Source organism: Pseudomonas sp. TH41 (genome assembly GCF_016650695.1).
GTDB lineage: Bacteria > Pseudomonadota > Gammaproteobacteria > Pseudomonadales > Pseudomonadaceae > Aquipseudomonas.
In genome coordinates, this window is record NZ_JAEKFH010000004.1 from 224,457 (window position 1) to 248,296 (window position 23,840).

Annotated in this window: 22 protein-coding genes; 12 read left to right on the forward strand and 10 right to left on the reverse strand. The window is 59.4% G+C overall.

Annotated features, from left to right (window positions below; translation table 11 throughout):
• Positions 1–140 precede the first annotated feature (140 nt).
• Positions 141–593 (reverse strand): ribonuclease HI, encoded by a 453-nt coding sequence (gene rnhA, locus JFU37_RS17730; protein WP_008028618.1) that lies wholly within the window; start codon positions 591–593, stop codon positions 141–143.
• Between the two features lie 92 nt (positions 594–685).
• On the reverse strand, positions 686–1,444 hold the full coding sequence (locus tag JFU37_RS17735) for a class I SAM-dependent methyltransferase (RefSeq protein ID WP_201116857.1): 759 nt from the start codon (positions 1,442–1,444) through the stop codon (positions 686–688).
• Positions 1,445–1,509: 65 nt separating this feature from the next.
• Here JFU37_RS17735 and gloB point away from each other — a divergent pair, with 65 nt between their 5' ends.
• From gloB to fabI, 8 genes are all read left to right on the forward strand, one after another.
• Positions 1,510–2,277 carry a hydroxyacylglutathione hydrolase gene (gene gloB, locus JFU37_RS17740; RefSeq protein WP_201116859.1) on the forward strand — a complete coding sequence of 256 codons (768 nt, stop codon included), beginning with the start codon at positions 1,510–1,512 and terminating at the stop codon, positions 2,275–2,277.
• 99 nt (positions 2,278–2,376) lie between these two features.
• On the forward strand, positions 2,377–3,819 hold the full coding sequence (locus JFU37_RS17745) for a transglycosylase SLT domain-containing protein (RefSeq protein ID WP_201116860.1): 1,443 nt from the start codon (positions 2,377–2,379) through the stop codon (positions 3,817–3,819).
• A 312-nt stretch (positions 3,820–4,131) separates the two neighbouring features.
• On the forward strand, positions 4,132–5,964 hold the full coding sequence (locus JFU37_RS17750; RefSeq protein WP_201116861.1) for an extracellular solute-binding protein: 1,833 nt from the start codon (positions 4,132–4,134) through the stop codon (positions 5,962–5,964).
• Positions 5,961–7,802, forward strand: a complete 1,842-nt coding sequence (locus JFU37_RS17755; RefSeq protein ID WP_201116863.1) for an extracellular solute-binding protein — start codon at positions 5,961–5,963, stop codon at positions 7,800–7,802. The genes JFU37_RS17750 and JFU37_RS17755 overlap by 4 nt, the downstream gene beginning before the upstream one ends.
• A gap of 4 nt (positions 7,803–7,806) precedes the next feature.
• Positions 7,807–8,880, forward strand: a complete 1,074-nt coding sequence (locus JFU37_RS17760; RefSeq protein ID WP_201116864.1) for a microcin C ABC transporter permease YejB — start codon at positions 7,807–7,809, stop codon at positions 8,878–8,880.
• A 1-nt stretch (position 8,881) separates the two neighbouring features.
• On the forward strand, positions 8,882–9,901 hold the full coding sequence (locus tag JFU37_RS17765) for an ABC transporter permease (protein ID WP_201116865.1): 1,020 nt from the start codon (positions 8,882–8,884) through the stop codon (positions 9,899–9,901).
• A 1-nt stretch (position 9,902) separates the two neighbouring features.
• The gene (locus JFU37_RS17770) at positions 9,903–11,513 is read left to right on the forward strand and encodes an ABC transporter ATP-binding protein (protein WP_201116866.1); all 1,611 of its coding nucleotides are present in this window, start codon (positions 9,903–9,905) and stop codon (positions 11,511–11,513) included.
• 21 nt (positions 11,514–11,534) lie between these two features.
• Positions 11,535–12,329 (forward strand): enoyl-ACP reductase FabI, encoded by a 795-nt coding sequence (fabI, locus tag JFU37_RS17775; protein ID WP_008152082.1) that lies wholly within the window; start codon positions 11,535–11,537, stop codon positions 12,327–12,329.
• 177 nt (positions 12,330–12,506) lie between these two features.
• On the opposite strand, the gene JFU37_RS17780 is transcribed toward fabI, so the two are convergent.
• A complete protein-coding gene (locus JFU37_RS17780; RefSeq protein ID WP_201116867.1) occupies positions 12,507–13,367 on the reverse strand; it encodes a LysR family transcriptional regulator in 861 nt (286 codons plus the stop codon).
• A 112-nt stretch (positions 13,368–13,479) separates the two neighbouring features.
• On the opposite strand from JFU37_RS17780, the gene JFU37_RS17785 reads away from it, so the two are divergent.
• Positions 13,480–13,905 (forward strand): VOC family protein, encoded by a 426-nt coding sequence (locus JFU37_RS17785; RefSeq protein WP_201116871.1) that lies wholly within the window; start codon positions 13,480–13,482, stop codon positions 13,903–13,905.
• Between the two features lie 136 nt (positions 13,906–14,041).
• Here JFU37_RS17785 and JFU37_RS17790 read toward each other — a convergent pair whose 3' ends face one another.
• The 4 genes from JFU37_RS17790 to JFU37_RS17805 form a co-directional block, all read right to left on the reverse strand.
• Entirely contained in the window at positions 14,042–14,614 is a 573-nt protein-coding gene (locus JFU37_RS17790; RefSeq protein WP_201116872.1) for a GGDEF domain-containing protein, read from the reverse strand.
• Between the two features lie 74 nt (positions 14,615–14,688).
• A complete protein-coding gene (locus JFU37_RS17795) occupies positions 14,689–15,267 on the reverse strand; it encodes a hypothetical protein (protein ID WP_201116874.1) in 579 nt (192 codons plus the stop codon).
• Between the two features lies 1 nt (position 15,268).
• Positions 15,269–17,437, reverse strand: a complete 2,169-nt coding sequence (locus JFU37_RS17800; RefSeq protein ID WP_201116876.1) for a xanthine dehydrogenase family protein molybdopterin-binding subunit — start codon at positions 17,435–17,437, stop codon at positions 15,269–15,271.
• Positions 17,438–17,465: 28 nt separating this feature from the next.
• Entirely contained in the window at positions 17,466–17,921 is a 456-nt protein-coding gene (locus JFU37_RS17805; protein WP_010459764.1) for a (2Fe-2S)-binding protein, read from the reverse strand.
• A gap of 515 nt (positions 17,922–18,436) precedes the next feature.
• Here JFU37_RS17805 and JFU37_RS17810 point away from each other — a divergent pair.
• Positions 18,437–18,796 carry a hypothetical protein gene (locus tag JFU37_RS17810; protein ID WP_201117165.1) on the forward strand — a complete coding sequence of 120 codons (360 nt, stop codon included), beginning with the start codon at positions 18,437–18,439 and terminating at the stop codon, positions 18,794–18,796.
• A gap of 89 nt (positions 18,797–18,885) precedes the next feature.
• On the opposite strand, the gene JFU37_RS17815 is transcribed toward JFU37_RS17810, so the two are convergent.
• The 3 genes from JFU37_RS17815 to JFU37_RS17825 all read right to left on the reverse strand — a co-directional run bounded on the left by JFU37_RS17815 (position 18,886) and on the right by JFU37_RS17825 (position 22,034).
• The gene (locus JFU37_RS17815; protein ID WP_201111875.1) at positions 18,886–20,316 is read right to left on the reverse strand and encodes an IS1182 family transposase; all 1,431 of its coding nucleotides are present in this window, start codon (positions 20,314–20,316) and stop codon (positions 18,886–18,888) included.
• Positions 20,317–20,631: 315 nt separating this feature from the next.
• On the reverse strand, positions 20,632–21,786 hold the full coding sequence (locus JFU37_RS17820; RefSeq protein WP_201116878.1) for an NnrS family protein: 1,155 nt from the start codon (positions 21,784–21,786) through the stop codon (positions 20,632–20,634).
• On the reverse strand, positions 21,786–22,034 hold the full coding sequence (locus JFU37_RS17825) for a transmembrane sensor/regulator PpyR (protein ID WP_201116880.1): 249 nt from the start codon (positions 22,032–22,034) through the stop codon (positions 21,786–21,788). The genes JFU37_RS17820 and JFU37_RS17825 overlap by 1 nt, the downstream gene beginning before the upstream one ends.
• Before the next feature lie 265 nt (positions 22,035–22,299).
• Here JFU37_RS17825 and JFU37_RS17830 point away from each other — a divergent pair, with 265 nt between their 5' ends.
• Positions 22,300–22,797, forward strand: a complete 498-nt coding sequence (locus JFU37_RS17830; RefSeq protein WP_201116881.1) for a VOC family protein — start codon at positions 22,300–22,302, stop codon at positions 22,795–22,797.
• A 35-nt stretch (positions 22,798–22,832) separates the two neighbouring features.
• Complete coding sequence (locus JFU37_RS17835; RefSeq protein ID WP_201116882.1) at positions 22,833–23,666, forward strand: AraC family transcriptional regulator; 834 nt, start codon at positions 22,833–22,835, stop codon at positions 23,664–23,666.
• Positions 23,667–23,840 lie beyond the last annotated feature (174 nt).

The window sequence follows — 23,840 nt, forward strand, 5'->3', positions numbered from 1 at the left end:
CGTCGTGAACACGGTCACTGTAGGAGCTGCCGAAGGCTGCGATCTTTTGATCTGGCTCTTGATTTTCAGCGATCTCAAAAAGATCCAGATCAAAAGATCGCAGCCTTCGGCAGCTCCTACAGGGGGATTGCGGTCAACTGTCAGGCTTGTTTGTACCCGCGCACTTCATCCACCCCACGGTTGGCGAGTTGATCCGCACGCTCGTTGCCGTGATGGCCAATGTGCCCGCGCACCCATTTCCAGGTGACGTTGTGGCGATTGACCTGCTCGTCGAGCAACTTCCACAAATCGGCGTTTTTCACCGGCTCTTTCGCCGCCGTTTTCCAGCCACGCTTCTTCCAGTTGTCCATCCACTCGTTGATGCCTTTCATCACGTACTGCGAGTCGGTGACCAGCAACACGTCGCAAGAACGCTTGAGCTCTTCCAGGCCGCGGATCGCGCCCATCAGTTCCATGCGGTTGTTGGTGGTGTTGGCTTCGCCGCCCCAAAGTTCTTTTTCAACGCCCTTGCACACCAGCAATGCGCCCCAGCCGCCTGGGCCAGGGTTGCCTTTGCAGGCGCCGTCGGTGAAGAGTTCTACGCTATCGCTCATGCCAATCTATCCAGAAAATGCGGTGGCTCGCCGATCGGTGATCGACGATGCCCGAGGCCGGGGCAATCCCGGCCGGGAATATAAAAAGTGTTTTACGGCTCGATATGGCGACGGTTGACCTTCGCCATCGGCAACGGAATCAACTTGCCCATCGGTTCGCGCCGCACCTGACGGACCGGTCGCAGGCCCACCACGATCTTGCGCGCCACCAATAAATAGAAGCCGCCGCCAGACAATTGCCAGTCACCGGCCTTGCGCTCCCAACCGGCCAGACGGGTTTGCCAGGCGGGTGACGCAATCGGCGGACGATAGCACCCGAAGCGGCGTTTCTCCAGCGCGAAGCCCAGCAGGTTCAGCCAGTCGCCGACCCGGGATGGGGAAATGCAGCGCGCCTTGCGCAAGGCGTCATGGGCAAATACATGCCGCAAACCCCAACTGCTCCAGGGATTGATGCCAATGATGACAAGGTGCCCACCGGGGCGCACGCTGCTGGCTGCTTCGCGCAACAAACCGTGGGGTGACAGGCAGAAATCCAGCCCATGCTGCAACACCACCACATCGGCAGCATGTTCGCTTAAAGGCCAGGCCTGCTCTTCGCACACAATCTCGACCCCTGGCAACGGTGCGCCAAGCCGCACATTGCGCTGCACCTGCGGCGCCGAGGGCGGTGTCTGGGCCGATGGCCCGTAATGCACCAGATAGCCACCGAAGAAACGCCCCAGCTCGTCTTCGAGCATGCGCCGCTCTTCGTCCAGCAAAAATTGCCCAAGGGGGCCAGACAGCCATTCTCGCGCCGCGCTGATCAACGCCAGCCAGTCAGGATCGGCCTGAGCGAACGCTTTATCGGTCATTGCATTCTCCAACGCGCCAGGAAGTTCTAAGATGCGCCATTGTTTTCCGCTTGGCGAATCCGACGATGATACAGATCAGTGCCCTGCCCGCCTTTACCGACAACTACATCTGGTTGTTACAAGATCCCCTTACCCGACGCTGTGCAGTTGTCGATCCGGGTGACGCCGTGCCAGTGCAGGCCTGGCTCGCGGCCAATCCGGAATGGGTGTTGAGCGATATTCTGATCACACATCACCATCATGATCATGTCGGCGGCGTCGAACAGCTGAAAAAAGCGACAAACGCGCAAGTCTATGGCCCCGCCAGCGAAACCATCCCGGCGCGGGACATTGCCCTCAAGGACAACGACCGAATCAGTGTGCTGGGCTGCGACTTTGACATCATCGCCGTACCCGGCCACACCCTGGGTCACATCGCCTTCTATCATCACGGTCTGCTATTTTGCGGTGACACCCTGTTCGCTGCGGGTTGTGGGCGGTTGTTTGAAGGGACACCCGAACAAATGCACACCTCGCTGACACGCCTCGCGGCGCTTCCTGAAGATACGCGGGTTTACTGCACGCATGAATACACCCTGAGCAATCTGCGTTTCGCCGCCGCGGTCGAACCGGGCAACGCCGACACCGCGGCTCGCCTCGAAAAAGTCACCCGCGAACGGGAAGCCGGAATCATCACGCTGCCGTCCAACATCGCCCTCGAAAAGCGGACAAACCCGTTTTTGCGTACCGGCGAAACATCTGTTAAAGAAAAAGTGGACGAACGGACGGGAACCAATAACCGGGCTCCGAGTGCGGTTTTTGCTGCACTACGTGCTTGGAAAGATACGTTCTAAGCAGCTTGCGTGATGGTCCGGAAATTCTGAATGGTTGACCGCAGGGGGTACGCTTTCTAGAATCGCCCGACATTTTTGCCCGGAACTTACTTCCAGCCAATGTCGTCATCTATTCGCAAAGCCATCAATTCAGACGCATTGACCCGCCTGGCTCAAGCCATAGCGGTGGCTGTGTCCGCCACATTGGCGGGCTGCTCGAGCCATGTTCCGCAAACCGACGCGGCACACACGCCGAACATCGCGGCTCGAGCGAAGCAAAAACCTGTCTGGCTTAGCGAAAAACCAAGCCCGCAAGTTCCACAGGATGTCTGGGAGCGCATGCGCCAGGGTTTCCAGTTGCAGGACGGGCTGGGCGTTAACCCGCGCATTGAGCAACAGCGCCTATGGTTCGCCAGTAACCCGTCCTTTCTCGAAAACGCCGGCGAACGCGGCAGCCTGTACATTCACTACATCATCGAGCGTCTTGAAGAACGCAACATGCCGCTGGAACTGGCACTGCTGCCAGTGATTGAAAGCGCCTACAACCCGATGGCCTATTCCCGGTCCGACGCGGTGGGTCTTTGGCAATTCATCCCTTCCACCGGACGTTACTACAACCTGCGTCAAACCCGTTTCTATGATGGTCGTCGCGATATCACCGCCTCGACCACTGCGGCGATGGATTACCTGACTCGCCTGCATGACATGTTCAACGGTGACTGGCTGTTGGCCCTCGCGGCCTACAACGCCGGTGAAGGCACCGTCAGCCGGGCCATCGAGCGCAATGAAAAGCTGGGCCTGCCGACCGATTACTGGAACCTGCCGCTGCCTGCCGAAACCCAGGCCTATGTGCCGAAGCTGCTGGCACTCTCGCAAGTCGTGTTGGCGCCGGAGGCCTACGGGGTGAACCTCAACCCGATTGCCAACCAACCGTATTTCCAGGTCGTCGAAATCAACCAGCGCATGGACCTGTCCAAGGTTGCCGAGGTGGCCAACATCGACGAAGACGAGTTGTTCCAGCTCAACCCGGCCTTCAAGCAGCGCACCACCATCGACGGTCCCCAGCATTTGCTGGTGCCGACATCCAAGGCACAGCTGCTGACCGCAAGCCTTTCGACCATGCGTCCTGAGGAGTTGATCAGCAAGAAGTCGCTCAAGCCGGTATTCGAAGGCGCTGATGACTCCGAAGTCGCCAGCCTCAAACGCGCCTACCGCGTCAAGCGTGGCGACAACCTGGGCACCATCGCCAAGGCCAACAAAGTCGATGTCAAGGATCTGCAGCGCTGGAACAAACTGACCGGCAAGGACCTCAAGGTCGGCCAGACGCTGGTGATGCAGGACACGACCAAACGCAACAGCGGTCGAGTCAACACCGTTGTGGCAGCCAACAGCAAAGCAGACAAAAAGAAGCCGCAGACCCAATACAAAGTCCAGCAAGGCGACTCGCTGTACATGGTCGCCAAGCGCTTCAATGTCGAAATGCAACACCTCAAGCGCTGGAATCCTCGTGTCGGTCAGGCGTTGAAGCCCGGACAGATGCTGACGGTTTACTCCCCGCACTAAGAGAACCCCCTGATTTCAGGGGTTTTTTTTGCCCGCTAAGCAGCCCAACTCCCTGTAGCAGCTGGCGAAGCCTGCGTTCGGGGGGGTAGGAGCGAGCTTGCTCGCGAAGATGGAACATCCGACACATTTTCGGTGGCTGGACGACCATCGCGAGCAAGCTCGCTCCTACAGGGACGAACGCAGGCTGCGCCAGCTGCTACAGGCGTCCGTCTGCGTAATTAACAGCGCATTAAACCCCTGTCTTTTTCCTGTCCAAACAAGCTGTTACTGTACGGCCCATAAAGCCCAAGCCGCCTGGATCGGATCTCTGACTTGAAGCGTCCCCTCCTCCTGCTCCTGATCAGCCTGGCCTTGAGCTCCCCCGCAAGTGCGACGATCAGCGAAAGCCATGGTTACGCGCAATTCGGCACGCTCAAGTACCCGGCCAGATTTACCCACTTCGACTGGGTTAACCCGCAAGCGCCCAAGGGCGGTACGTTGCGGGTGATGGCGTTTGGCACCTTCGATACGCTCAACCCGTACACCTTCAAGGGCTCGAGCCCCGTTTCCACCCCGAATTTCCTGCAATACGGCATCAACGAGCTCAACGAACCCCTGATGGTCGGCACCGGTCAGTACGCGCCTTCCGGTGACGAGCCGACGTCCAGCTATGGGCTGATTGCCCAATCGGTGGAATACAGCGAGGACCGCAGCTGGGTGGTGTTCAACCTGCGCCCGGAAGCACGGTTCCACGATGGCACGCCGATTACCGCGTATGACGTCGCGTTTTCCTACCGTTTGCTGCTCAAGGAAGGTCATCCGCAGTACCGCACCAGCCTTCAGGAGGTGTCGCGGGTCGATATCCTCAACCCGCAGCGCATTCGTTTCGTGTTCAAGCGCGCCGGCAATCCGCTGCAGATCCTGCGCCTGGGCGAGTTGCCGGTACTGCCGCAGCATTACTGGAAAGGTCGCGATTTCAAGGCCACCACGTTCGAGCCGCCACTGGGCAGCGGGCCGTATCGCATTACCTCGGTAACGCCTGGCCGACAAATCGTTTTCGAACGGGTGAAGGATTACTGGGGCAAGGACCTGGCGGTCAATCGTGGCAAGTACAACTTCGATCGCATGGAGGTCGAGTTCTACCGCGACAGCGACGTCGCGTTCGAAGCCTTCAAAGCGGGCGAATTTGATATCTACATCGAACACCAGGCAAAGAATTGGGATAACGGCTACAACTTCCCCGCTGTCACCCATGGCGACGTGATCAAGGCACAGATCCCGCATCAGATCCCGACCCAGAGCCAGGGTCTGTTCATGAACAGCCGCCGCCCGACCTTCGCCAACGTCAAGGTCCGTGAAGCGCTGGGGCTGATGTTCGATTTCGAGTGGACTAACCGCACACTGTTCAGCGGCGCGTACGAGCGCGCCATGAGTTACTACCCCAACAGTGAGTTCTCCGCCACCGGCCTGCCGGTCGGCCATGAATGGCTGATGCTCAAGCCGTATCGCGAGCAGTTGCCCGCCAAGCTGTTCACCGAGCCGTTCAGCCTGCCGCAGACCCAAGGGCGCGGCATTCCCCGGGAAACCCTGCGCAAGGCCGTGAGCCTGCTTGCCGAGGCCGGCTGGAAGCTCAACGGTCAGCGACTGCAGAACGCGGCGGGCCAGCCGTTGCAGGTGGAAATCCTGCTGGTCAATCCGAACCTGGAGCGAATCCTTCAGCCTTACGTCGAGAACCTCGTGAGCATCGGTATCGACGCTCGGTTGCGCACGGTCGATCGCGCCCAATACAAGCAGCGCCTCGATCAATTCGATTTCGACATGATCCTGATGACCCTTAACCAGACCCTCAGCCCGGGCCTGGAGCAATGGCAGTACTTCCATTCCAGCCAGGCCGGGGTCAAGGGCAGCAAAAACTATGCGGGCATCGCCAACCCGGTGGTCGACCAGTTGCTCGACCAATTACTCGCCGCCCAGACCCGCGATGAACAAGTCGCCGCCGGCAAGGCCCTGGACCGGGTGTTGTTGTGGCAGCACTACATCATTCCCAATTGGTACCTCAATTATCACCGCCTGGCCTACCGCAACCGGTTAGCCTTCGTCACCACGCCGCCCTATACCCTGGGCCTGAGCGCGTGGTGGCTGAAATCTTCGGAGAAAGATCAATGAAACCCGTACGTGCCCTGCTCCTGCAGGCCAGCGGTCTGCTGTTCGCCGGGCTGGCCTGTGCCGCCCCGCAGCATGCCCTGACCCTGTACAACGAGCCGCCGAAATACCCGGCCGACTTCAAACACTTTGACTACGTGAACCCGGACGCCCCCAAAGGCGGGATCTTCCGTCAGGCCGGTTTCGGTGGCTTCGACAGCCTCAACCCCTTCATCAGCAAGGGGGTCGCGGCTGACGACGTCGGCATGATCTACGACACCCTGGCCAAACAAGGCCTCGATGAACCGTTCACCGAGTACGGCCTGGTCGCCGGCAAGATCGAGAAAGCCCCGGACAACAGTTGGGTGCGTTTCTACCTGCGTCCCGAAGCCCGCTTCCACGACGGTCATCCGATACGCGCCGAGGACGTGGTGTTCAGCTTCCAGACCTTGGTCAAGGACGGCGCGCCGATGTACCGCGGTTACTACAGTGACGTCGATGACGTGATCGCTGAAGACCCGCTCACGGTGCTGTTCAAATTCAAGCACAGCAACAACCGTGAACTGCCGTTGATCCTTGGCCAGTTACCGGTGCTCCCCAAGCATTGGTGGGCCACACGCGATTTCACCAAGGGCAATCTGGAAATACCGCTGGGCAGCGGCCCGTACAAGGTCAGCCAAGTGAAGGCCGGGCGCTCGGTGCGTTATGAGCGGGTCAAGGATTACTGGGGCAAGGACCTGCCGGTGAATCGCGGGTTCTACAACTTCGATGTGATGACCACCGACTACTACCGCGACAACACCGTGGCGCTGGAAGCGCTCAAGGCCGGGCAGTTCGATTATTGGCTGGAGATGACCGCGAAGAACTGGGCCAACGCCTACAACATCCCGGCGGTGACCGAAGGCCGGCTGGTCAAGGAACAGATCCCCAACGGCAACCCGACCGGCATGCAAGGGTTCGTGTTCAACCTGCGCCGCCCGGTGTTTCAGGACGTGCGCGTGCGCCAGGCGCTGACCCTGTTGCTGGATTTCGAATGGACCAACAAGCAACTGTTCAACGGCGCCTACGCGCGCACCCGCAGCTATTTCGAGAATTCGGAGATGGCCGCCACCGGCCTGCCGGACGCCGATCAGCTGGCGATTCTCGATCCGTTCCGCGGCAAGATCCCCGAGCAGGTGTTCAGCGAGGCGTTCCAGAACCCGGTGACCGACGCCAGCGGCATGATCCGCACCCAGCAACGCAAGGCCTATCAATTACTGCAAGAGGCCGGCTGGCGGATCGTCGACGACAAGATGGTCGACGCCACCGGTAAACCCGTCACCCTCGAATTCCTGCTGGCCCAGACCGAATTCGAGCGTGTGCTGTTGCCGTTCAAGCGTAACCTCAGCGACCTGGGCATCGACCTGGTGATCCGTCGGGTCGACGTCTCGCAATACATCAACCGCGTGCGTTCACGTGACTTCGACATGATCGTCGGCAGCTTCCCGCAGTCCAACTCGCCGGGTAACGAACAGCGCGAGTTCTGGATGTCCGCCGCCGCCGACAAACCCGGCAGCCGTAATTCCATGGGGTTGAAGGATCCGGTGGTGGATCAATTGGTCGAGCAACTGATCAACGCTGATTCGCGCAAAAGTCTGGTGGCCCACGCTCGCGCACTGGACCGCGTGCTGCAATGGGGCTATTACGTGATCCCCAACTGGCACATCAAGACTTGGCGCGTCGCTTATTGGAACCACATCGGTCATCCGAAAATCTCACCCACGTACGACGTCGGCATTGCCACCTGGTGGATCAAGCCCAACGTGGCGCCGGCGATAGAGATCGAAACCAAACTGCAAGCCGACCCTGCGGGCACGGAGTAATCAGATGCTGGCGTATATTTTTCGGCGACTGCTGCTGATCATCCCGACGTTGCTCGGCATTTTGCTGATCAACTTCGTGATCATCCAGGCCGCCCCCGGTGGGCCGGTGGAACAGATGATTGCCAAGCTCGAGGGCTTTGAAGGCGCCACCAGCCGGATCGCCGGTGGCGGCGCCGAAGTCTCCGTGGCCGGCTCCGCCTATCGCGGCGCGCAGGGCCTGGACCCGATGCTGGTGAAAGAAATCGAGCACATGTACGGCTTCGACAAATCGGCGCCGGAACGCCTGTGGATCATGATCAAGAACTACGCCACCCTCGACTTCGGCGACAGCTTCTTCCGCGACGCCAAGGTCATCGACCTGATCAAGGAAAAGATGCCGGTGTCGATCTCGCTCGGGTTGTGGAGCACGCTGATCATGTACCTGGTGTCGATACCGCTGGGGATCGCCAAGGCCACCCGACACGGCAGCCATTTCGACGTCTGGACCAGTTCGTTGATCATTGTCGGTTACGCAATCCCGGCGTTTCTGTTCGCCATTCTGTTGATCGTCGTCTTCGCTGGAGGCAGTTATTTCAACTGGTTCCCGCTAAGGGGCCTGACCTCGAATAACTTCGACGAGCTGAGCATGGGCGCCAAGGTGCTCGATTACTTCTGGCACCTCGCGTTACCCGTGACCGCGCTGGTGATCGGCAACTTCGCAACCATGACCCTGCTGACCAAGAACAGCTTCCTCGACGAAATCAATAAACAGTACGTGGTGACCGCCAAGGCCAAGGGCCTGACCCAGCATCGAGTGCTCTACGGCCATGTGTTCCGCAATGCGATGCTGCTGGTGATCGCCGGTTTCCCTTCGGCGTTCATCGGGATTTTCTTCACCGGCTCGCTGCTGGTCGAAGTGATCTTCTCGCTGGATGGCATGGGCTTGATGAGCTTTGAAGCAGCGATCAACCGTGATTACCCGGTGGTCTTTGGCACGCTGTTTATCTTCACATTGTTAGGGTTGGTGGTGAAATTGATCGGCGACCTCACGTACACCCTGGTGGATCCGCGCATCGACTTCGAAAACCGGGAGCATTGAGATGAACCTGTCCCCGCTCAATCGACGACGTTTCGAACTGTTCAAAGCCAACAAGCGAGGCTGGTGGTCGTTGTGGCTGTTTTTGGTGCTGTTCGGCGCCAGCCTCGGCGCCGAATTGATCGCCAACGACAAACCGCTGGTGGTGCACTACGACAATGGCTGGTATTTCCCGGCCCTCAAGCGCTACCCGGAAACCACCTTCGGCGGCGAATTCCCGCTGGAAGCCAACTACAAGAGCCCGTACATCCGCGAATTGCTCAAGGCCAAAGACGCCTGGGTGCTGTGGGCGCCCATTCCGTTCAGTTACCAAAGCATCAACTATGACCTGAAAGTGCCTGCACCCGGGCCGCCCTCGGCCGACAACTTGCTGGGCACTGACGATCAGGGGCGCGATGTACTGGCCCGGGTGATCTACGGCTTCCGGATTTCGGTATTGTTTGCCCTGACGCTGACCATCCTTAGCTCGATCATCGGTGTGATCGCCGGGGCCTTGCAGGGTTTCTATGGCGGCTGGGTCGACTTGGCCGGGCAGCGGTTTCTGGAAATCTGGTCCGGCCTGCCGGTGCTGTATCTGCTGATCATTCTGGCCAGCTTCGTGCAGCCCAATTTCTGGTGGCTGCTGGGGATCATGTTGCTGTTTTCCTGGATGAGCCTGGTGGATGTGGTCCGCGCCGAGTTCCTGCGCGGACGCAACCTGGAATATGTACGCGCGGCCAGGGCGCTGGGGATGCAGAACGGTGCGATCATGTTCCGCCACATTCTGCCCAATGCGATGGTCTCGACCATGACCTTCATGCCGTTCATCCTGACCGGCGCTATCGGCACCCTGACCGCCCTGGATTTCCTCGGCTTCGGCCTGCCGCCCGGCGCGCCGTCCCTCGGCGAGCTGGTGGCGCAGGGCAAATCCAACTTGCAGGCGCCTTGGCTCGGCATGAGCGCGTTTGCCGTGCTGGCGTTGATGTTGAGTTTGCTGGTGTTCATCGGCGAGTCCGCTCGCGATGCCTTCGACCCGAGGAAGTGAAATGAATCAGGACAATCTGATCGAAGTGCGCGACCTGGCCGTCGAATTCGTCGTTGGTGAGCGCTGCCAGCGTGTCGTCGAGGGCGTCAGTTTCGACATCAAGCGCGGTGAAACCCTGGCGCTCGTGGGCGAAAGTGGTTCCGGCAAATCGGTCACCGCCCACTCGATCCTGCGTTTGTTGCCCTACCCGCTCGCCCGACACCCGTCCGGGACCATCGAATATTCCGGGCAAAACCTGCTGAGCCTGAAAGAGAAAACCATCCGCCACATCCGCGGTAACCGGATCGCGATGATCTTTCAAGAGCCGATGACCTCGCTGAATCCGCTGCACTCGATCGAAAAGCAGATCAACGAGGTGCTGGGTATTCACAAAGGCCTGATCGGTAAAGTAGCGACCAAACGTACGCTGGAATTGCTGGAACTGGTCGGCATTCCAGAACCGCATAAGCGCCTCAAGGCCCTGCCCCACGAATTGTCCGGCGGTCAGCGCCAGCGGGTGATGATCGCGATGGCCCTGGCCAACGAGCCGGAATTGCTGATTGCCGACGAACCGACCACCGCCCTGGACGTCACCGTTCAGCTGAAAATCCTCGAATTGCTCAAGGAATTGCAGGCCCGTCTGGGCATGGCATTGCTGCTGATCAGTCACGATTTGAACCTTGTGCGAAGAATTGCGCATCGCGTATGTGTCATGCAGCGAGGTTGCATCGTCGAACAGGCATCGTGCGAAGAGCTGTTCCGCGCGCCGCAGCATCCGTACACTCGGGAACTGCTGGCAGCGGAGCCCAGCGGCAAGCCGGCGACCAACGTGATTGGCCCGCCCTTGCTGCAAGTCGAGGACCTGAAAGTCTGGTTCCCGATCAAAAAAGGCTTTCTTAAAACCACGGTGGATCACGTCAAAGCGGTAGACGGCATCAATTTCAGCCTGCCCCAGGGCCAGACCCTGGGGATTGTGGGAGAAAGCGGTTCCGGCAAGTCGACACTGGGCTTGGCGATTTTGCGGTTGATTGGCAGCAAAGGCGCGATCCGTTTTGAAGGCAAGCAGCTAGACTGCCTGACGCAGCAACAGGTTCGACCGTTGCGCCGGGAGATGCAGGTGGTGTTTCAGGACCCGTTTGGCAGCCTGAGCCCGCGGATGAGCGTGAGCCAGATCGTTGGCGAAGGCCTGCGGATCCATAAAATGGGCACCGAGGCGGAACAGGAACAAGCGATTATTGCGGCACTCAAGGAGGTAGGCCTGGATCCGGAAACCCGGAACCGCTACCCCCACGAATTTTCCGGCGGGCAGCGGCAGAGAATCGCCATTGCCCGGGCACTGGTGTTAAAACCGGCGTTGATTCTGCTGGACGAGCCGACTTCGGCCCTCGACCGGACAGTGCAACGCCAAGTGGTAGAGCTACTGCGTTCACTGCAAACCAAGTACAACCTGACGTACCTGTTTATCAGCCATGACCTGGCTGTCGTCAAAGCGCTGAGCCACCAGCTGATGGTGGTCAAGCATGGCCAAGTGGTCGAACAGGGAGACGCGCAAAGTATCTTTGCCGCCCCCCAACATCCGTATACACAGCAGTTGCTGGAAGCCGCTTTTCTGGCACCAGCCACTGCGCAATAACCTGAAAGAGAGGAGCAACACATGGGTTTTCTCGCCGGTAAGCGCGTACTGATCGTCGGTGTCGCCAGCAAGCTGTCCATCGCATCCGGCATCGCTGCCGCCATGCATCGCGAGGGCGCTGAGCTTGCCTTCACTTATCAGAACGACAAACTGAAAGGTCGTGTCGAAGAGTTCGCACAGAGCTGGGGTTCCAACCCGGACCTGTGCTTCCCGTGCGACGTGGCCAGCGACGAAGAAATCGCCAAGGTCTTCGTCGAACTGGGCAAGAAGTGGGACGGCCTGGATTGCATCGTGCACTCCGTTGGCTTCGCGCCGGGCGACCAACTGGACGGCGACTTCACTGAAGCCACCACCCGTGAAGGTTTCCGCATCGCTCACGACATCAGCGCCTACAGCTTCGTGGCCCTGGCCAAGGCTGGCCGCGAAATGATGAAAGGCCGCAACGGCAGCCTGCTGACCCTGTCGTACCTGGGCGCCGAGCGCACCATGCCGAACTACAACGTCATGGGCATGGCCAAGGCTTCCCTGGAAGCTGGCGTGCGTTACCTGGCCGGCTCCCTGGGCCCGGACGGCACCCGCGTCAACTGCGTATCGGCTGGCCCGATCCGCACCCTCGCTGCTTCCGGCATCAAGAACTTCCGCAAGATGCTGGCCGCCAACGAAGCGCAAACGCCGCTGCGTCGCAACGTCACCATCGACGAAGTCGGCAACGCCGGCGCGTTCCTGTGCTCGGACCTGGCGTCCGGCATCAGCGGTGAAATCATGTACGTGGACGGTGGTTTCAACACCACGGCCATGGGCAGCCTCGAAGAGTAATTTTCGGCTAGCCAACTAAAAAACCCGCCTCGATAGGCGGGTTTTTTTATGGCCAATCCCTTGTAGGAGCGAGCTTGCTCGCGATGGGCGTTAACGATAACGCGGCGCCCCTGATTTACCGAGGTGTGCCGACCCCCATCGCGAGCAAGCTCGCTCCTACAGAGGGTTGGTGTTTAGTCAGCTTTGGGTCAGGCAGTTGGCAAATAGCTGCTGGATCGGCTGTGTGCGCTGGCTGTAGCGCTGCAACAGGACGATCTCACGGTAGAACGTCAGTTCGCCCAAGCGAATGATTCTGACCTTCGCGCCATACTCGAGCCACAACCCGGCTTCGGGAAGCAACGAGATACCCAGCCCGCACTCGACCATTTTCACGATGGCTTCCAGCTCATCCAGCTCCAGGGCTACTTGCACATCGATTTGCTGTTCGCGCAAAAACCGCGTCACCAGGCGTCCACCGAATGAATTACGGTCGTAGCGCACATGAGGATGCTGTGCCAGCAACGGCAAGGGGTCGTCACCCTCAAGGTTCGGCGGCACAATCAACACGAACGGTTCCCGGCGAATGACCTGCGCCGACAGTTCCTTGGGCAACTCGAACGGCGGTTTGATCAGAATTGCCAGATCCACCTCCCCGGTGTCGACCTGACTCAACAGATTCAGTGAGACGCCGGGCACCAGTTTCGCCTCCAGCAACGGTGCCTGTTGCCGTAATCGAACCAACGCTTGGGGCAACAACCCTGTCTGCGCCGTCGCCACGGCGCCGATTTTCAACTCGCCACGGTATTCGCCAACGTCATCGCAGACAGCCATGCGACTGAAGGTTTCCAGCATGTCCCGGGCCATCGGCAATGCCCGCTGCCCCGCCGCATTGAGAATCGCCTGACGCCCGGTACGGTCGAACAGCCGAATACCCAACGCGTGCTCCAGATTGCGCATCTGCGCGCTGACTGCCGACTGAGTCAGGCCGATGTGCATTCCGGCTGCCGCGAAGGTGCCGTAACGGGTGACGGCGATGAAGGTTTTCAATTCCCGCAACATGGCGTTCTCGATCAATCGAAATAATTTGTGCTCGACGCAAAAACTATCGTCTTTCAATCAAAAAGCACAGCGCTAAACTCAGTCCATTGACCGACATCTGCGAGGCAATTCGATGCAACTCTCTCCTTTTCATTTAGCCATCCCGGTGTATGACCTAGCGGCTGCGCGCAGTTTCTATGGCGAAACCTTCGGCCTGGAAGAAGGCCGTTCGAGCGACCATTGGGTCGACTTCAACTTTTTCGGTCATCAACTGGTGATTCACCTGGCGCCGAAAAGCGCCGCCCAGGAAGCGGCGCACACCAATGCCGTGGACGGTCATGATGTGCCGGTGCCGCATTTTGGGGTGGTGTTGAGCATGAACGAATGGGAGGCCCTGGCCGAACGACTGAAAGCCCTCAACACTCGATTCGTGATTGAACCGGGCATTCGGTTTCAGGGATTAGTGGGCGAACAGGCGACGATGTTTCTGTTCGATCCCTGCGGCAATGCGCTGGAGTTCAAGGCCTTCAAGGACATCAGCCAGTTGTTTGCCAAATAGTATTGTCTGCCCGACCGCCTTCGCGAGCAGGCTCGCTCCCACAGTGGGTTTGTGTTGCATACAAATTTATGTAATCACAGAAAATCAGTGTGGGAGCGAGCCTGCTCGCGAAGGGGCCCGCCGACTCAACACCACACTAGCGGCCCAATACCCTCTCTGCCTCATCTAAAAGCTCTTCCACCGAACCATGAAGGACCGGGTCATATTCGATCTGCCCAATACTGAAACGTATCTCATACCCGCGATGCGCCATGGCATTGCGCTCATCGAGCATTTCTTCGAGGCGCACCTTGATTGCGCTGACTTCCACCGAGGCGGACCCTACGAGCAAGGCCACGAAAGTGGCACTGTCCAGCCGCCCGACCACATCGCTTTCCCGAAAGCCGATGCGTAGTACATCGGCAAAGGTTTTCAGCGCGTTGTCGCCCTCTGTGCGGCCGAACAGGTAGTTGATGCGCTTGAACTCGTCGAGATTGAAGAACAGCAGCGTCGCCGGCCTGCCCAGTTGTTGGCACGCGTCCAGGCCCAATTGAGCCAGGGCAATGAAACCGTGCCGATTGGGCAGCAGCGTCAGCTCATCCATGCTCGCCATCTGCACCCCGATCAACTCTTGCTCGGCTTTGCGGGCCAGATCGCGCAGCAGCTCGCGCTCCTGTTGTGGCGTCCCTGCACGTACACCTGATTTGTGCGGTTTGCCTGGGATCAGCATCGGATACTCCATTGGCGGATATGTACTTTAGAGTCGTCCGTACCCGGTTTGACTCCCTGGTAACGGACCGCCGGTCAGCTCCCCACCACCGGACACGGGCCACCCGCCTCCGCCCACAGCTTGAATTGAGTGACGAAAATGTCGTGCGGCACGGGCACCGGAGCGCGATTGCCGCCCGGGTTCCAGCCCCACAACACCAGTTTGTCGTCGCTGACATGTTTGATCAGCGCCGCGAAATCGCGGTCGCCGTTGCTGGAATGGTCCTTGATCAGGGCGCACAACCGGTCGGCCGGCAGGCCGATCCAGGCCATTTTGTGCGCCGCGGGCGGCAGCCCCCAGTGCGGCGCTCCCGGTGGTGCATGAGGGCCGTAGCTGGCCGGCGGGTTGTTTTCGGCGTGGCAGGTGGCACACGGCAATCCGGCGGCGCCCTTGCCGTCCATGCCTCGCACCACGTTCATCGCATGGGGAATGCCAGCGTCGAACTGCAACGGCGAATCACCGGGGATATGGCAGTTCTGGCAGCGCGGGCTCTGGAAGACTTTCTGCACGGTGTCGAAAGCCTGCAAGGCTTCCTTATCGTCAGCTAACACTTCCGAGGCGTAGACCGCGAGGCCGACCAACACCACCGCACCCAGAATCAGATGGCGTCTCATCTCACACCCCCGACAATTGCAAGGGCAGTTCCCGCAGGCGCTGCCCGGTCAGGGCAAACACCGCGTTGGCCACTGCCGGCGCTGTGGGTGGGACACCGGCCTCGCCGATGCCGCCGGACCGTTCGGTGCTTGGCACGATATGCACTTCGACCACTGGCATTTCGTTGAGCCGCAGGACCTGATAGTCGTGGTAATTGGATTGCACCACCTGACCGTCCTTGAAGGTCAGCTTGCTGTGCAAGGTGAATCCGAGGCCGAAGGTGATGCACGACTCCATTTGGGCAGCGATGCTCATCGGGTTGACCGCAATCCCGCAATCCACCGCACACACCACCCGGTGCACGCGGATTGCCAGGTTGTCCTGGGACACCTCGGCAACGTGGGCCACGTAGCTGCCAAAAGACTCATGCACCGCCACACCCAATGCATGGCCGTCCGGCAATGGCGCATTCCAGTTGGCTTTCTCCACCGCCAGATTCAGCACACCCAAGTGTCGCGGATGCGCCTTGAGCAAGGTTCGTCGGTATTCCACCGGATCTTTGCCGGCCGACTCGGCCATTTCATCAATCAGCGATTCCATGACGAAAGCGCTATGACTGTGCCCCACCGACCTCAGCCACAACACGCTGATGCCGGTTTTCGGTGAGTGCAATTCCACCTGATGATTGGCCAGGCCTTCGAGGTAAGGGCTGTCGGCGACGCCTTCGACCGAGGTTTTGTCGACGCCGTCCTTGACCATGGTCGCTGCAAACGCGGTGCCATCCATGATCGACTGCCCGACCATCACGTGCTTCCAGGCAATGGGCATACCGCCGGCATCCAGCCCGATGCGTGCCTGATGCAGGAAGGCCGAGCGGTAATAGCCGCCGCGAATGTCGTCCTCCCGCGACCACACCGTTTTCACCGGCGCGCCCGCAGCCTTGGCCACCTCCACCGCTTCAGCGACAAAATCCGAGGTCGGATTGGCCCGGCGACCGAAACCGCCACCGAGAAATTCGGTATGAATCTTGACCTGCTCAGGTTTGAGCCCGGTAATTTTCCCCGCGATCATTTGATCCAGCGTCTGAAACTGGGTGCCCGTCCAGATTTCGCAGGTGTCCTTGCTGATTTTCACCGTGCAATTGAGCGGTTCCATCGGCGCATGGGCCAAATACGGCACGCTGTACTCGACGTCGATCGTCTTGGCGGCTTTGCCCAGTGCGGCAGTGACATCGCCCGCCTTGCTGGCCGAAATGCCAGGCGTGGTGGCGAGTTTGCGGAAGCTTTCCAGGAGTTTCTGACTGTCGAGCCCGGTGTTCGGCCCCAGATCCCACTCGACTTTCAGTGCGTCGCGCCCCAGCTTCGCGGCCCAGTAATGATCGGCAATCACCGCCACGCCCGTGGGCACTTGCACCACTTTGTGCACGCCCGGAATCGCCAGCGCTTCAGCGCCTTCGTAGGCTTTGACGCTGCCACCGAACACCGGCGAGCGCGCGACCATGGCAGTCATAAGCCCGTCGAACTGCACGTCCATGCCGAACTTCGCGCGGCCGGTGATTTTTTCCGGGGTATCCAGACGCTGGGTCGGTTTGCCGATGAGTTTCCAGTCCTTGGACTCCTTGAGCTTGATCGAGGCCGGATCCGGCACCGGCAGCTTGCCGGCGTCATCGGCCAGCTCACCGTAAGTGGCGCGATGGTCACCGGCAATGACCACACCTGACTCGGTACGAATCTCGGAGGGCGCGACGTTGAAGCGCTTGGCGGCCGCATCGATCAGCATCAAACGCGCCGCCGCGCCGGCCTGGCGGTAGCGGTCAAACTCCATCCAGGTCGACGTCGAGCCACCGGTGATTTGCATCCCGCCAAATGCGGCCAGCCCATAATCAGCGGCCGAAGCGGGCGAATGTTCGACGCGGATTTTCGACCAGTCGGCGTCCAGTTCTTCAGCGATCAGCATGGTCAGACCGGTCCAGATACCCTGCCCCATCTCCGAATGGCCAAGCAGCACGGTGACGCTGTTGTCATTGCCAATTCGCAAAAAAGCATTGGGCGCGAACACGTTGCCTTGATTCTCGGCGCCCAGGGCAAAGCGATGGGCGCCGGGAATGACGAACGCCACCACCAGACCACTGCCCAACAGTGCACTGCCTTTCAGAAATCCCCGGCGCGACAGACGATTGATGCTGTTCATTGCTCAGTCTCCCTCAACTAACGTGGCATCAACCGATCTCGGCGGCGCGCTTGACCGCTGCACGGATCCTTGGATAGGTGCCGCAGCGGCAGATGTTGCCGGAGAGCGCCTGATCGATGTCGCTGTCGGTGGGTTTGGGGATTTTCGCGAGCAAAGCCGCGGCCGACATGATTTGCCCTGACTGGCAGTAACCGCACTGGACCACATCGAGTTCGGCCCACGCTTGCTGCACCGGATGCGAACCGTCGGTGGACAGGCCTTCGATGGTGAGGATTTTCTGCCCATGGGCCACGGCCGTGGCGGGTGTGATGCAAGAGCGCAGTGGCGCGCCATCGACGTGCACGGTGCAGGCGCCGCACTGGGCCATGCCACAACCGAATTTGGTGCCGGTGAGGTGCGCGACATCGCGCAGGACCCAGAGCAACGGCATGTCTGCGGGGACATCCAGCTCCTGATCCTTGCCGTTAATGTTGAGGGTCAGCATTGCGAATTTCCTCAGACTTACGGTGACGCCGGTGTTTTTTGTAGGAGCAACGGTCGGCGTTATCCTTTCAGCTAAGCCCAGTTTGATCTGGCGGACCTATTCATCGACCACCGGTCACACCCAGGCCGCCTCAATGGGCGGAATGCTGTTCGCTTAGGCTTGACTCTTCTTGCGCGTGCATATGTGTGGTGGGGGATTTACCTGGGGTTTTTCTTGGGTGTATATCCGTTTTTTGGGTAACGGCCGCTATTGGTTTCGCTTTTACAGCGAGTCACTTTCGAAAAGCGCGAAAGTAACCAAAGCGCTTCTGCCCCTTTCGTTCGGTGCCTCGCTTAGGCTCGGCATGCCCTCGCTCCGGTCCTGCTCCGTGGGCCCGCCGCCATCGGCCATCCATGGCCGGGGGCGGCTAACCCGGCATCCTTGCCGGGTTGCCCACTGCGCAGAACCTCCACTCGGCCTCTCGAGGGGGCGGTGCATCGAGATCAACAGCTGCAGGCGAGCTAACGCTCGGCCTGTTGAGTGGTGAACAGCCAAAGCAGTACGCCGATCTGCTTTTTGTGGGAGCGAGCCTGCTCGCGATGGACGTGAACGATAACGCGTACTGTCTGGAAAAATGCGTTGCCTTCGAATTCATCGCGAGCAAGCTCGCTCCTACAGAGCACACGATTCCCCCTGTAGGAGCTGCCGAAGGCTGCGATCTTTTGATCTTGATGTTGCTTCAGACTTGCCGCCCCTTTCCCAGAGGCCGAATGCAGGCGTTGCGCAGGGGGCACCTCGGCAAGGATGCCGAGGTAGCCGCCCCCGGCCCAGAGTGTGTAAAAACGGGCTCAAACATCGTCGGCGCGTGCGCCGACGAGTGTTGGCTGGCTCATTAAACCAAAAGCGTTTTTCGTAGCTCCAGCCCGTTATCAAGGGGCCTCTGGCGGCGCATCACAGCTCGTCTACCAGACAAAACGGGGGCTTTTCAGGCCGCCAGCGCTTTCATCAGATTCTGCGCACCGAGGATTTTCATCACCCTTTTCAAGTTGTAAGCGAGCACATTCAAGCTCATTTCGGTGCTCACCCCGGCAAGTCGTCGGGTCAAAAAGTGCGTCGCACCCATCCATTGTTTGAGCGTCCCGAAAGGATGTTCAACTGTCCGTTTGCGGATCTTCATCATCTCCGGCGCTTCGTCCAGGCGGACCTGCATCTCCTCCAGCACCGCTTCATGTTCCCAGCGACGAACCTTTCGCTCTCTGGCCGGTGTGCATTGCGCCTTTATCGAGCAGGACCGACAGTTCGAGCTCCAGTAACTGTTCAGCGTCTTGCCATTATCGACGCAAGCGTTGCGCCAGGTCAGCACTTCCTTGGCGGGGCAGACGTACACGTCTTTGTCCGCGTCGTAGATGAAAGCATCATTGTTAAAGCGGCCATCGAATTTGGCCCGCGAGCTCTGCGTCTTCGGCACATACGCGGTAATCGCTGCTTCATGGCAGGCAAGGATCTCCCCGCTTTTGTAATACCCGCGGTCAGCCACCACCGACAACGATTCGAGTTTCATCGCCTCACGGGCCTGCACCGCCATCGAACTGAGCTGATCACGGTCGTGGCCCACATTGGTCACTTCGTGCGCAACGATCAGGTGGTGCTTGGTATCGACCGCGGTCTGTACGTTGTAACCCACGATGCCTTTACCGCTCGTCATCATCGAGCGGGCGTCCGGGTCGGTCAGCGAGACCTGCTTATCCGGCGATGTCTCAACTTGAATTTCTATCTCCTGAAGCGCTTTCATTTGCTCCTTGAGTTTGGCGATTTTCTCTTCCAGGCCGCCGCTTTTTGGGTCCGAGGGCTTGGGCTCTTCACGATCAGCGGCATCCAGTGCCTTCAGATAACGGGCAATGCTCGATTCGATTTCTTCCATCCGCTTCTTCAGCTTGGCGCTGGTAAAGTTGCGGTCGCGGTGGTTCACCGCCTTGAACTTGCTGCCGTCGATGGCAATCAGGTTTTCCGAGAAAAGCCCTAGTTGCTGGCACAGCACAACAAACTGGCGGCAAACGCCTCGAATGGCCTTGCCGTTGTCCTTGCGGAAGTTGGCGATGGTCTTGAAGTCCGGCATCAGGCGACCGGTCAGCCACATCAGCTCGACGTTGCGCTGCGCCTCGCGCTCAAGGCGTCGGCTCGACTGAATACGGTTGAGATAGCCGTAGATGTAGATCTTCAGCATGACGGCGGGGTGGTAGCCCGGTCGGCCCGTTTCAGCTGGGACCGCGCTTTCAAAACCCAGGGTGATCAGGTCGAGCTCATCCACGAAGACATCGACAACGCGCACCGGATTGGTGTCGCTGACGTAATCGTCCAGGCTCTCGGGGAGCAAGGTACTTTGACCTCGGTGTTCACCTTGAATGAAGCGTTTCATGGCTAACCCTTACGATGAAATCCCGGGAAATCATAGCAAGGGTTGGCTTGGATTTTTACACACTCTGGGCCATGGATGGCCGATGGCGGCGGGCCCCCGGAGCAATGCCGGAGTGAGGGCATGCCGAGCCTTAGCGAGGCACCGAATGGAGGGGCAAGCGTTTTTGGTTACTTTTTAGGCGTTTGTAAAAAGTGACTCGCTGTAAGAGCGAAACCGCCAGCGGCCGCTACCAAAAAAATGGATATGTACCCCCACCCAATCCCAATCCCAAAACGGCCTTGGAATGAACTTATGTTGCGAGGCAGGTTCACGGCACTAGAGCCGAGGTTTGAGCAAGATGCCGGTGTAGCGCGCCAGAAACAGACCAAAAGCAGCACACCAAAGCAACGCCGACACCCCCAATCCAACCCCGGAAAACGGCACGAGCAACACCCGGCACACACCCGCGATCGATACCAGGGAAAAACCGAAAATGATGCCTTTCGAGGGCTGCAACACTCGCCCGGTATGGCCCAGGCTGACCCGTGCAATCATCGCCAGGATCAGCCCGCCAATGCCGCCCACCGCCAACGAATGGGTCGCGAGGCTTTGTTGCGGCATGACGCCCGCGTGCCACAGCGCCATGGCCAATGTCGCCAGCACTAACCAGACGTAAGCCAGATACAGCGACCAGAGCAGCGGCACGCGCCAGATGCCCCGGTCATGCCAGTGCCACAGGCGCAGCAGATGCAACGCGCTCATCAGTAGAAACAGCACCGCTAGCCAGCGCCGGGGGACGTCGCTCAAACCGGCGGCAAACGACACCGCTGCCAGTAATCCGCTTATCAAAAGGGCCCTGGTTGGCCATGGACTCACCGCGGGCGCTACGGGACGGTTCAAGCCACGTTGAATGAAGAAGGGAATCACCCGCCCGCCAATGACACTCATCAGTGCGCCAACCAACCACAATGCCGCCAGCACACCCCGCCGTTGCAGGCTGGTGTCATCCGTCGAGAGCCCCCACAAGGTCATCGCCTGACAGCCGGCCAGCAGCGCAACCATCAGCAGAATCGGGTAATTGTCGCGTTTGCCCGCAGCCACGAGATCCCGCCCCAGCCCCCAGGCCAGCAACGGCAGAAAAGGAATTTGCAAGCCCAGCAGCAACGCCGCCGGTATCGGCATCAGCCATGCCAGTCTGGCCACCAGCCACACCAGCAGCAGCCCGATCAGCGGCCAGCCCTTGAGCCCCGGACGCCCCGTCCAGTTTGGCACCGCCGTCAGCAGGAACCCGGCGATGATGGCCGTGGCGAACCCGAATGGCATCTCATGTCGATGCCAGGCCAGCATCCCGCCGAGGGGTTGTGCGCCGGGTAAACGGCCGTACAACCAAAGCGCCCAGATCGCCACGGCGGTTGCTGCGAACCCGGCGCCGGCGAGAAAGAAGGGTCGAAAACCAAAGCTGAAAACTGGCGCGGCAGCGAACTTGCGCATCAGGCCATCGCCCCGACCAGGTTTGGACTCAACCGATGCTGGGACAGCAGACGCATGACGTAGCCGATTTTGAGCAGGGTTGGCCCGATGATGGTCATGGCGTGCATCGGCACCAACGCGGCGATAGGCAGGTGCCCCGCGTAGAGGTAAGCAGCGTAGATGCCCGCCAACAGCATCACCAGGCCAACACCCAGCACTCGGCTCGACAGGCGCAGAACGTTCTGAGGATGGCTGAAAAAATCGAACATTTTCCGTACTCCTGAAGCAGTTCAGTTGTACGTGGGATGTATCAAGTGTCGTGCCAGTTATTGATCCCTTAAAAATCAAGACCCTGACACCCATCAAGTCAAAAAGACCATCATTCGTATTGGTCGATATGACTCCATAAATAGTCATATCGACTCCATTAAACTTGATTAACCCGCTGCATTTGTCGATCTACGGTACGGCCAGACGACGAGAGGCTGACTACTCTGAAAGTCCGGCATGAGCAATCCGTAGAGGAGCAACACCATGCAACGCGTTCAAAAACTGACTCCCTGCCTCTGGTTCGACGATCAGGCTGAAGCGGCGGCAACGTTTTATTGTTCAATCTTCGATCATTCGAAAATCACTGCCATCACCCACTATGGCAAGGCGGGCCAGGAGGCGCATGGCCGACCTGTAGGCTCGGTCATGACGGTCAGTTTCGAACTGGATGGGCAGCCGTTCACAGGCCTCAATGGCGGCCCTGTGTTCAAATTCACCGAAGCGATCTCATTTCAGGTCAATTGCCAGACCCAGGATGAAGTCGACCATTTCTGGGGGGCTCTGTCCGCTCATCCACAGAACGAGCAATGTGGTTGGCTCAAGGACAAATTCGGCCTGTCGTGGCAGATCGTGCCGATTGCAATGATGGACATGCTGAAAGCCCCGGACACCGCAAAATCCCAACGCGCCATGCAAGCGATGATGCAAATGAAAAAACTCGACATCGCGGTGTTGCAGCGAGCCTTTGACGGCGAGAGCTAATACACTCCTTCGCTTGCCTGCCGAGGATACTGACGATGAAGCACACTCTTGCCAAGGACGCTGACAAAGCCCCGCGCTTCTGGCGCGACGACGCCCTGCCCTTCATCGAAGCCCGCTCCATCGCCGATGGACGCGAGGTCTGCTACACCCGGCATTCCCACGCGCACTTTTCCATCGGTGCAATCACCGCCGGGTGCAGCACTTACATTCATGAGCAATCGGAGTTTCAGGTCAGCGCCGGCACCGTAGTGCTGATGAATCCGGGCGATGTTCACGCCTGCAATCCGATCGACGATCAGCCCTGGTCTTACCTGATGTTGTACGTCGACACGTCGTGGCTCACCGATTTGCAGCACCAGCTGGGGTTCAGCCACGACCTGGCCTTCCGCCGGTTCGCCATCAGCCACAATCGCGACACCAGCCTGTTTCACGGCCTGAAGGGTTTGTACGAAGTGTTGGTCGATCAACAGCAAGACGTGCTGGGTAAACACAGCGCCACGGTGGAGTTTTTCACCGAGGTGCAGCAACGACTCAACCCCGGCGATCAACCGCTGCGCGAGCCCCATTTCAAACTGGAGCGCGCCGCCGAATACATCCGCGAGCACTGCACGCATATGCTCAAACTCGAAGATATTTGCGAGGCTGCTCAGCTGTCGCCGTCGTACCTGATCCGCGCGTTCAAGCAACGTTACGGCATGACGCCCCACGCGTATCTGGTCAACCGGCGCATCCAGTTCGCCCAGGATCAATTGCGGTGCGGCAAGCTGATCGCCGACGTGGCGCTGGAAGCGGGGTTTGCTGATCAGGCGCATTTCCAACGGGCGTTCAAACAACACCTGGCGGCGACACCGGGGCAGTATCGCGGCTGAGGCCAGGACACCCACCCTGTGGCTAGAAGCGATCTGTGGTGAGGAGGTTTATCGGAACGCCGCACCGCCCCGTTGGGCTGCGAAGCGGCCCTCCTTTTTTCCAGTTACACCGCATCCAATGGATTACGACGGCTTCGCCGCCGAACGGGGCGGTGCGGCGTTCCGATAAACCCC